Raw genomic sequence first — 9,105 nt, 5'->3', positions numbered from 1 at the left:
GCTTCCATTGAGCCGGTTTCGTTTAAGGTATTAATTGTTTTAGAAATTATTTGCTTATATTGCTTATCATCAAGCTCGCGCTCTTTACCACAGCCAACAAGCAATACGCGCTCGCTTAAAACGTTAGGTACATGATGCAATAATAAAACTTGCCCCGGCTTACCTTCTAGGTCGCCACGGCGTAGTAAATTTGAGATATAACCATCGCTGATTTTATCGAGTTGTTCACCAATGGGGGATAACCTACGTGGTTCGTAAACGCCAACGACAATACACGCGCTGCGTTGTTTTTCTGGGCTACCACTTTTTACGTTAAATTCCATTGTTACTCCTGGTTGTGAGTCATATACGTTATTAATTGGGGCTAAAAAAATAAAATCTAGTCTTCGCTACGTAACTTATGTAGAGATAATCTTAATTTTAGCTGATTTTTTCTGACTCTTACTGTGTAATTGAACTTTATATGTTTAAGGGCTACTAATGCAACAATATATCGTGCACTTAGGTAGGATAATTAATTTTGTTAGCTTATAATAACGACTTATTTACCAGATAAAACTGGGTAAAATAGCTACTTTATTATCAAATTATCACTATTGTAGTGAAATTCTATGTTTAACAGGGGCGAGCATTGCTTATTTTTCGTTATTTGACCGCTGAGGTTTTAAAATCGCAGGTCGCCGTATTTTTAACTTTAATGACCATTTTTGTGTCACAAAAGTTTGTGGTTATTTTAGGAGATGCTTCTGAAGGGAGCATTCCTGCCAAGTTAGTATTATCGATGATTGCGCTTAAACTGCCGCAATTAGCTTCGCTGATCCTGCCATTGAGTATATTTTTGGGCATTATTTTAGCCTACAGCCGTATTTACGCCGACAGCGAAATGACCGTTCTTAAAGCCTGTGGGGTGAGTGAATGGTATGTGGTACGCGTTACTTTAATTTCGAGTGTGGGTTTGGCTATATTAGCCGCCTCTCTCACCATGTACCTTGCGCCGTGGGCGAGTGAGCAAGAGTACCAATTAAAAGAGCAAGCTAAAGCCGATGCGGGTTTATCTGCGTTAAGGGCTGGGCGGTTTCAACAAACCGGTAATGAAAAAGCCGTGGTGTTTATTCATAACATTGAAAACGGTGGTAAAGAGCTAAACAAAGTATTTGTAGCGCAGCTGCCGGATACCGAAAAAGATGACCTTGCACGTTTAGTGTATGCCGAACAAGGTGTGGTGGTAGAGGCAATAAACGGCGAGCAACAATTAGTGCTAACCGATGGCAAACGCTACGAAACCGATGGCAAAACACCGGCTCTTAATTTAACGCAGTTTGATGGCTACAGCGTACAAATACGCGAGCAAGAAATAGAGCATCAGCGCCGTAAATTAGAAGCAATACCTACTAATCAACTATTGCCACTCAATACCTCTGAATCTATAGCCCAGTGGCAGTGGCGTATTGCAATACCGCTTTCTATTCCGTTACTAACGTTAATAGCAGTACCGCTAAGTGTGGTTAATCCGCGCCAAGGTAAGTTTGCTAAATTAGTGCCAGCCATTAGCTTGTACTTAGGTTATTTTATCTTACTCAATGCTGCAAAATTTGCCGTAGAAGATGGCAAAATACCGCCTTCAATTGGTTTGTGGTGGATTCACTTGAGCGCTTTATTTATAGGTAGTTTATTAATTATAAAAGGTCGCCCATTGGGCGCCTGGCTTAAAGCCGTTGTAACAAAACGGGAGTTAAGCGCATGATGAAAACACTCGATTGGTACTTAGGCCGCAGCATTTTACAAACCACCGGATTTGCTTTATTGGTGCTAGTAGGGATTAGTACATTAATTAAGTTTATTGATCAGCTAAAGTCGGTTGGTCGTGGCAGTTACGATTTAATGACCGCAACGCTTTACACCTTTTACAGTATGCCGGGCGATTTAGTTATATTCTTCCCGATGGCGGCGCTTATTGGTGGCTTAACAGGCTTAGGTGCATTGGCTTCAAACAGTGAGCTGGTGGTAATGCAAGCTGCGGGTATGTCGCGCTTGCAAATTATAGGCTCGGTAATGAAAACCGCCGTGTTTATGGCTGTGTGTATGATGGCTCTTGGTGAGTGGGGCGCACCAGAGGCGCAACAACACGCCAAAGAAATGCGTAATCAGGCAATTTATGGCGGCGATGTATTCAATGCACAAAAAGGCGTATGGGCTAAAGATGGCAACAACTTTATTAATATTGAAGATGTAGATCAAAACGGCCGTTTAAACGGTGTGCACATGTATCAATTTGATAAGTCACTTGATTTAACTCAAATAACCAAAGCTAAAGTGGCCATTGGTCGTGATGAAGGTTGGCTATTACGCGATGTAAACAAGGTCCATATTAGTGATGAGCAAATAAGCAGTGAACACATTGATGAAGAGTTTTACCCTTCGCAATTAACGGGCGAAAAGCTTGGTGTTGTATCGGTAAAGCCTGAGTCGCTTTCCTTTACTGGGCTTTGGTCATACTTAGGGTATTTACAGCAAAATGAGCAAGATACCAGCACCTATGAGCTGGCCTTGTGGCGTAAGCTAATGCAGCCTGTGTCTGTTGCCGTAATGCTACTGGTTGCACTGTCGTTTATATTTGGCCCGTTACGTACCGTTACTATGGGTGCGCGTATCATTATGGGTGTAGTAACGGGAATTGTATTTCACTTAATAAATGAGATATTTGGCCCTGTGGTAATGGTTTATCAAATACCCGCTATTATAGGCGCGGTACTGCCAAGTATACTATTTATAGGCTTTGCTACGTACATGATGAATAAGCGGGTATAGCCGTTATAAGCGCTTATTTGATACTAAAAAAGGTGACCTATGGTCACCTTTTTTGTTTTTATAACGCGTTATTCAAAACTATTACCAATCAGCTTAATTAAGTGATCAATTTTGAGGCTGGAAAAACCTATTGATAGTTAGGCAAAAAAATCGCTATTTAGTTGCTCTCGGAAATTGCTCCTGCATTGCTCTACCTTCTGCATCCATGCAGTCGTAAATGAGAATTTTTTACGCAGGTAGCGACAAGTTAGCCCCGCAAAATAATTAAGTATTATTGCGCATTGGTATAAATAGGTATTAATCTAGCTCGCGGTAAATACGTTTGTTTTCTTCTTTTGTAAGAGTAATTACCTCAGTTTTTGAGACATAGTCTTGCAGCGCTTTTTTGTTTTTAAAATCAATTAATACCACAAGATTACCTAAACCAAGCAGGGCACTTAGGCTGCGAACAATAGACTGCGGCCAACTAATTAAGTTTCCTTCACTAGTTTGTACTTTTAAACGCCATGCGCGCATGCCAATAGTTTGCCCGCTTTTAGTCCAAAAATAGCCAAAAAATACTAAAGTAACAATAACAAGTAAGGCACTTCGAATACTCGACAGCAGCAGTGACTCTTGAATAAGTGCCGATACATCTTCTGCACCATTTAAACTAATAACATCAAGTGAAATAAGCCCTTGTACGGCAAACAAATAGAGCACAACCGTTAACATAGCAAACGCAATAATAGCTAACGTATCATAAACTAACGACGCAAAACGACGCCAAAAACCAGCTCGTGGAAACTCACCCGACATAAATACACTCTCACTGTTAATATGCGCGCTAGTTTAGCAAAAAAGCTCGCAAATACTAAGCGCTATAGTTCAGTGATATACCTTGGCGTTATTATTAGCTGTATTTAATACTTCAACCAGTAAACGACATTTTGCACAGGCTGTCTAAATGTTAAGCGGTTGATCAGGCTAATGTCATAAAACGCTTGCTGCCACCCCTATTGTTTGTATAATGCTTGGCATAGAGACGAAGGCACATAAATAATCCTGAGCTCTAAAGTGGTTTTTCTTTATCTTCTCGTGTTTAGAAGGTTAAAGAAAAATGACGCCAGCGTGATGAAATTGGTATACATGGGGGATTCAAAATCCCCTGCCGAAAGGCGTGCCGGTTCGAGCCCGGCCGCTGGTACCACTTTTTATGACCCTAACCAAATTGGTTAGGGTTTTTTTATGCCTGAAATTTGTGTTGGGACGGACTCGAGCGCCACTCAGAGTGGCGCTAATATCAGTTATAGTCCGCCTGCGGGTACCACTTTTTACAGCCTCTGCTAGTTTTAGTAGAGGTTTTTTTATGCCTGAAGTTTGTGTCGGGGCGGACTCGAGGCCACTCAGACTGGCGCTAATATCAGTTACAGTCCGTCCGCTGGTACCACTTTTTATGACCCTAACCAAATTGGTTAGGGTTTTTTTATGCCTGAAGTTTGTGTTGGGACGGACTCGTGGCCACTCAGAGTGGCGCTAATATCAGTTACAGTCCTCCCGCCGGGTGAGAGTGAACCGAAACGAAGTTTCGCAGTTACTCGAAGTGAGTTAATGGATTAGCGATGGATACTGCTTCAGGATGAATTAATTACTCTTACTTCATTAAAATGGGCTTATATGAGCTTTACTTAGCACTGCGCACGCTTATTTATTCTCTAAAAACGCGATGAACTCTCCAGCCGATACATACCAAATATCATCTTTATTTGAGATTGTCTGAACGAGCTTTTCGGCGTAATCCCAGTTATTATTTACTGTGTTTTTATCAAATTCCCACGAATGACCCCAAATCATCATTACAGTGGGCTTATTGCTTTTAAGCACAATATATTGCTCTATTAATGGCATTGCTTTTGAGTGGTGAACGGTTGGGTTCCATGCCATGTAGTTGGTAGGGAGCTCAAAATTAAGGGTGTCGTTTACTGTTCGGGCATTAGTAAAGCCCGCTTGTTTTACTAATTTCATAGCGGCTTTATCGTAAGAACCTAAAGGGTATGCAAAAGAGTGTAAGGGGCTGCCTTTTATGGGCGATAAAATGTGCTTATCGCGAGCTAATTGTAATTTTAACTCAGCAGTATCTAAGCCCGCAAAGCCCGGATGTGAGTAACTGTGGCTTGCTATTTCATGGCCTTTATAAAGTGTTTTTACTTCACTTTGTTTTATATATTCGCCTTCTTTACCGGTAAAGGCTTTCATCCACGGTAGCTTTTTAGCAAATAAACCTGAGTTTAAGTTAAATGTGCCAACAACCTGGTACTTATTAAATAGTTCCACGAGCTTTCTGTCTTGTATAACGCCATCATCATAGCTAAAAATAACAGCTTTAGTCGCGCCGGTAGGGTAGCTTTTTAAAGGTGCTTTACTGGCTTCACACGTAAAGCTTGCCGCCATTAATATAGCAATTAATAAACTCTTCATTTTAAGGTTTTCATTATTGGTGCAAGCTGTTTAGCCCAAAGGTTATAGCCTGTCTTGTTTAAATGGGTGCCATCGGTAGTGAGCGTTTCATTAAGCATGCCTGGAGGGCCTAAAAATGCGGGATGCAAGTCTATATAGGTAAAATTTGCGTGCTCAATTGCTTTAATTTGTTGGTTAACCGTTTGCGCCATTTGCGTTATAAAATCGCGATGATCGGGCAAAATACTTTGTACATAAATTTGTGTGTTTGGGAGTGAGTCATTGAGCTGAGTCACTATTTTTTCGATATTTTCACTCACCGACGCTAAGTTTTTAACTTGCTTTATATAATGGTAATTAAAAATATCGTTTACACCAATTTTTAAAAATATAGCTTTAGGTGGGGCTGCTTTTAATTCGTTTAAACGCGCTAAAACACCGTAGGTCATATCGCCACTAATACCGCGGTTTCTTACGCGTAGGTCGTTAAATCGAATGCTCCAATTTAGCCCTTGCTCTGTAATGCTATCGCCAATAAGTACAATATCGCCTTTGCGTAAAGGTTGTAGCTTAAAATGGGCTATACGCTCAGCATAGTGGTTTTTTAGCCATTGCGATTGAAAAGGAACTGCCTTTTCGGCATTAGCTTTAAAGCTTATTAATACAGCACCTATAATTAATGTGCCAAGTAGAAAAGTGATGTGTTGGAGTGTGTAATTACTTGGTTTATAACTCATAAAAACCTGCGCTTATAGACATACTAACTTAGCAATGTATCTATAAACGCCGGTTTTTGATACGTGTTGCATTCGTATTCAGGCTTTGTTTTTAACCACCCTTTTTACTAAGCCTAAGAGTTTAGCAATCCCTAAAGTAAGTAGCATAGGTACGCCTATTAAAATAAGCTCTTTTACAAAGGGTAAAATGTACATCAAAATAGGGGCTATTTTCGGCTTTTCACCCTCAGCGGCACCGTGGGAGTATCCCTGCTGATTTATTTGTGCGGCCCAGTCGGTGAGCTCTAAACTAACCAGTAAAAGGCTCACTAAAACAGATACAACTAACACAATGCTGGTGCGGGTTTTCCACTGTTGTTTTAGGTGCTTCATTATTTAGCCTCTTTGGCAAACATGCGTTTAGTCAGTTTTACTATCCAAGAAAAATTAAGCGCTAAATGCACACCTAGCATGGGCATAATAAAGGTGGCTGAATCGTGATGTATTTTTGACCAAAAGTCTTGAATGTTTAAACTAATATTAAGTGCGGGTAGTAGAGCCACCGACACTAAAAAGCCACTCACAAATACTAATAACATCATTATATAAAGTAGGTAATCCCACACTATATTAAAGCGCTCGCGTGCTGTTATATTGGCAAATAAACGGCTAAAGCTGCGTGTTACCCAATCCCAGTGCAGTAGTAAGTGAATAACAAAAGGGATAATAAAAAATAGGCTAAACCATTCGTGTAAAGGGATGCCAGTGGCTTGAGGTGCACTTACTAGCATAAAGCTAATAAGCAGTAAGGTGTCCATTACATAACGGAACTTTTGTAAGTTTTGTTTCCAATCAGACATTATTGACCCTGAAATAATTTATTTATAATACCAATCCACATAATTAAGTGAACTATTTTGAGGATGGAAAAACGTGTTGATAGCAAGGCAAAAAATTCGCTATTTAGTTGTTCTCGGCAATTGCTCCTGCATTGCTCTATCTTCTGCATCCATGCAGTCGTAAATGAGATTTTTTTTAACGCAGATAGCAACACGTTTAGCCCCTAAAAATGATTAAGTATTATTGCGGATTGGTATGATTGACGCTATTTAAGGTACGCCCCCCTTAAACAGCAAAAGGCTCAATAAAATATTGAGCCTTAAATCATGCGCAAATTATTAAATTAAAAAACGTAAGACGCGCTTAATTTAACATTACGACCCGCTTCGTAATCTTGCACTGTGTCGCTTGAGTATGAAGCGTGAGAGTAATAAGTTTTATCAAAAATATTCTCAACACCTAAGGTCATGCTTAGTGCTTCAAGCTGGCTTGGTAGCCACTGCATGCTGATGTTATGAACCTGATAACCCACTTTATGAATATCAGCACCGCTTGATACCGAGTCATCAGTTCTGTTAACTAGGCTGGTCCAGTTAAATTTCAAGTCGTATTTTGGTACTTCGTAGCCAAGGTTTAGTGAAATGCTATCACCTACTTCATAACGCAGTTGCTCGCCAGTCTCTAGTTGTTCAGAGTCTGACTTAGAGTAACTTAAACGTGCACTAAATAGCGCTTTACGCAGTGAAAGCGTTGATTCAAAACCATCTATATCGTAATCACCCGAGTTTTCATAGGTACCAATTGGGCGACCTTTACCAATTGCCCAGTTGTCTATGTAATCTTCAATACGGGTTTTAAACAGGTTTAATGAAAAACCAAATGAGTCTAAGCCCATAATATTTTGATCTTTAAAGGCAAAACCAATGGCGTTATTAACACCGGTTTCTGCTTTTAGGTCTTTATCAAAGTTAGTGCTGTAATCAACGTAGCTTTCACGCAGGCCAGGGCCTTGAAAAAGCTCGGTAGAGCTTGCGTTAACACTCCAGTTATCGTTAATTAGGTATTTAGCCGCTAAACCAAACGTTAACTCGTTCCACGATTTATCTAACGAATCGTTAGTACCGGCTGAGTACATATCTACTTTAAAGTAGTTGTAACGCACGCCAGGGGTTACAAATAACTGATCGGTTACAGCGATTTCGTCTTCAATATAAATAGCGTGAGAGTCGGCAGTGTCTTTATTGGTTTGTACGTGGTTTTCGATACGTTTTGATACTTGCTCATACCCTTCGCCGCCGTAGCGTAATGTATGGTTAAATCCAGCAAGTGCAATTTTAGATGTTGCAAGGGCAGTGTAGCCAGTATGCTCAGAGTTACCCTCAGTTCCTAGTGCAATATAGCTTAGTTCGTTGCGATAAACGCTAGCGCGTAGGGTAATGGCATCACCTTTATCTAACTCGTAGGCAAGTGAAGTGCTGGTACGTGTGTAGTCAATATCTTCTGTTTGCGCGTCTGAATCTTCAGCAAAGCCAGCACCAAAGTTGGTTTTTACGTAGTAATCACCTTCATCGTTATATCTGTCGTATGAGAACACTAAACGGTTACTCTCGTTTACATCCCAGCCGAGCTTGAAGATGCCATCTACCGTGCGACCTTCGTTACCTGTAACTTCTTTACCATTGCCGTTTTCAAAGTTATTTCTGTAGGTGTAGTAGGCAAGGGCGTCTATGTTGTCGGTTAGCTGACCATATACCGCAGCAGAGCCACCTGCGTAATCATTAGTACCTAAGTTTGTGTATAAGCGTGCGCCAAAATCTTCACCAGGCTCTAGTAAGTCTTTAGCGTCTTTGGTTTCAAAGGCTACACCACCAGAAAGGCCGCCAGTCAGCACCGAGTTAGTCCCTACTTTTATATCTACTGCTTTTAAAATGTCAGCATTAATAAGTAAGTTTCCTGAGTGGTGGAACATATTATTGTTTTGGCTAATACCATCAACAGTAATGTTGAGGTCTAAATCGTCAACACCACGAATATTAATACCTTGTACAATAGAGTGCGAGCCACCTACGTCAATACCAGCTTGGTCACGGAGTAAATCACTTAAATGGTTGGCTTGTTTTCTTTCAATATCGTCTTGTAGTAGCGAGTCATTAGTAATTATTGTGCCCCATACTTCAATGGTTTCAGAGGTATCGGGAGCTTGCTCTGCTAAGCTTATGAATGACATACCAGTACACAAAGTACCAATAACAACGTTAAGCGCGTGCTTATTAAATGGGAGCGTGTTTTTCATGGTGAGTATGTT

The 9,105-nt window shown here is 40.5% G+C and carries 9 protein-coding genes and 1 tRNA gene; 3 read left to right on the top strand and 7 right to left on the bottom strand.

The features are described 5' to 3' along the window. Positions 1-323 (bottom strand): M17 family peptidase N-terminal domain-containing protein (locus tag B2R65_RS04585; RefSeq protein ID WP_286741354.1); only part of this gene is annotated, 323 nt, incomplete at its 3' end. Positions 324-631: 308 nt separating this feature from the next. Between B2R65_RS04585 and lptF the strand changes: the two genes are divergently transcribed. Together lptF and lptG are read left to right on the top strand one after the other, a co-directional pair. Further along, positions 632-1,744 carry an LPS export ABC transporter permease LptF gene (gene lptF / locus B2R65_RS04580; protein ID WP_024031637.1) on the top strand — a complete coding sequence of 371 codons (1,113 nt, stop codon included), beginning with the start codon at positions 632-634 and terminating at the stop codon, positions 1,742-1,744. Further along, positions 1,741-2,808, top strand: coding sequence for an LPS export ABC transporter permease LptG (gene lptG, locus B2R65_RS04575; protein WP_031289389.1), 1,068 nt, complete (start codon positions 1,741-1,743; stop codon positions 2,806-2,808). The genes lptF and lptG overlap by 4 nt, the downstream gene beginning before the upstream one ends. A gap of 297 nt (positions 2,809-3,105) precedes the next feature. Here the strand turns inward: lptG and B2R65_RS04570 are convergent, their stop codons facing one another. After that, positions 3,106-3,606 carry an RDD family protein gene (locus B2R65_RS04570; protein ID WP_004588476.1) on the bottom strand — a complete coding sequence of 167 codons (501 nt, stop codon included), beginning with the start codon at positions 3,604-3,606 and terminating at the stop codon, positions 3,106-3,108. 306 nt (positions 3,607-3,912) lie between these two features. Between B2R65_RS04570 and B2R65_RS04565 the strand changes: the two genes are divergently transcribed. Next, positions 3,913-3,997: transfer RNA gene (locus B2R65_RS04565), tRNA-Leu, on the top strand. A gap of 494 nt (positions 3,998-4,491) precedes the next feature. Here B2R65_RS04565 and B2R65_RS04560 read toward each other — a convergent pair. The 5 genes from B2R65_RS04560 to B2R65_RS04540 form a co-directional block, all read right to left on the bottom strand. Continuing rightward, a complete protein-coding gene (locus B2R65_RS04560; protein ID WP_286741351.1) occupies positions 4,492-5,265 on the bottom strand; it encodes a polysaccharide deacetylase family protein in 774 nt (257 codons plus the stop codon). Next, positions 5,262-5,981, bottom strand: a complete 720-nt coding sequence (locus B2R65_RS04555; RefSeq protein WP_286741348.1) for a GDSL-type esterase/lipase family protein — start codon at positions 5,979-5,981, stop codon at positions 5,262-5,264. Before B2R65_RS04555 ends, B2R65_RS04560 begins: the two co-directional genes overlap by 4 nt. Before the next feature lie 78 nt (positions 5,982-6,059). After that, entirely contained in the window at positions 6,060-6,353 is a 294-nt protein-coding gene (locus B2R65_RS04550) for a hypothetical protein (RefSeq protein WP_286741346.1), read from the bottom strand. Then, a complete protein-coding gene (locus B2R65_RS04545; RefSeq protein ID WP_024031643.1) occupies positions 6,353-6,820 on the bottom strand; it encodes a DUF4405 domain-containing protein in 468 nt (155 codons plus the stop codon). The genes B2R65_RS04550 and B2R65_RS04545 overlap by 1 nt, the downstream gene beginning before the upstream one ends. A 323-nt stretch (positions 6,821-7,143) precedes the next feature. Further along, on the bottom strand, positions 7,144-9,093 hold the full coding sequence (locus B2R65_RS04540; RefSeq protein ID WP_286741343.1) for a TonB-dependent receptor domain-containing protein: 1,950 nt from the start codon (positions 9,091-9,093) through the stop codon (positions 7,144-7,146). Positions 9,094-9,105 lie beyond the last annotated feature (12 nt).

This window comes from Pseudoalteromonas sp. UBA2102, from assembly GCF_002331165.1.
GTDB classification, from domain to species: domain Bacteria; phylum Pseudomonadota; class Gammaproteobacteria; order Enterobacterales; family Alteromonadaceae; genus Pseudoalteromonas; species Pseudoalteromonas atlantica.
This window is presented reverse-complemented; position numbering and strand designations above follow the sequence as displayed.

Excerpts from the sequence above, each read along its gene's own strand:
- lptG (WP_031289389.1), top strand. The coding sequence starts at position 1,741 with ATGATGAAAACACTCGATTGGTACTTAGGCCGCAGCATTTTACAAACC.
- B2R65_RS04570 (WP_004588476.1), bottom strand. The coding sequence starts at position 3,606 with ATGTCGGGTGAGTTTCCACGAGCTGGTTTTTGGCGTCGTTTTGCGTCG.
- B2R65_RS04560 (WP_286741351.1), bottom strand. The coding sequence starts at position 5,265 with ATGAAGAGTTTATTAATTGCTATATTAATGGCGGCAAGCTTTACGTGT.
- B2R65_RS04555 (WP_286741348.1), bottom strand. The coding sequence starts at position 5,981 with ATGAGTTATAAACCAAGTAATTACACACTCCAACACATCACTTTTCTA.
- B2R65_RS04550 (WP_286741346.1), bottom strand. The coding sequence starts at position 6,353 with ATGAAGCACCTAAAACAACAGTGGAAAACCCGCACCAGCATTGTGTTA.
- B2R65_RS04545 (WP_024031643.1), bottom strand. The coding sequence starts at position 6,820 with ATGTCTGATTGGAAACAAAACTTACAAAAGTTCCGTTATGTAATGGAC.
- B2R65_RS04540 (WP_286741343.1), bottom strand. The coding sequence starts at position 9,093 with ATGAAAAACACGCTCCCATTTAATAAGCACGCGCTTAACGTTGTTATT.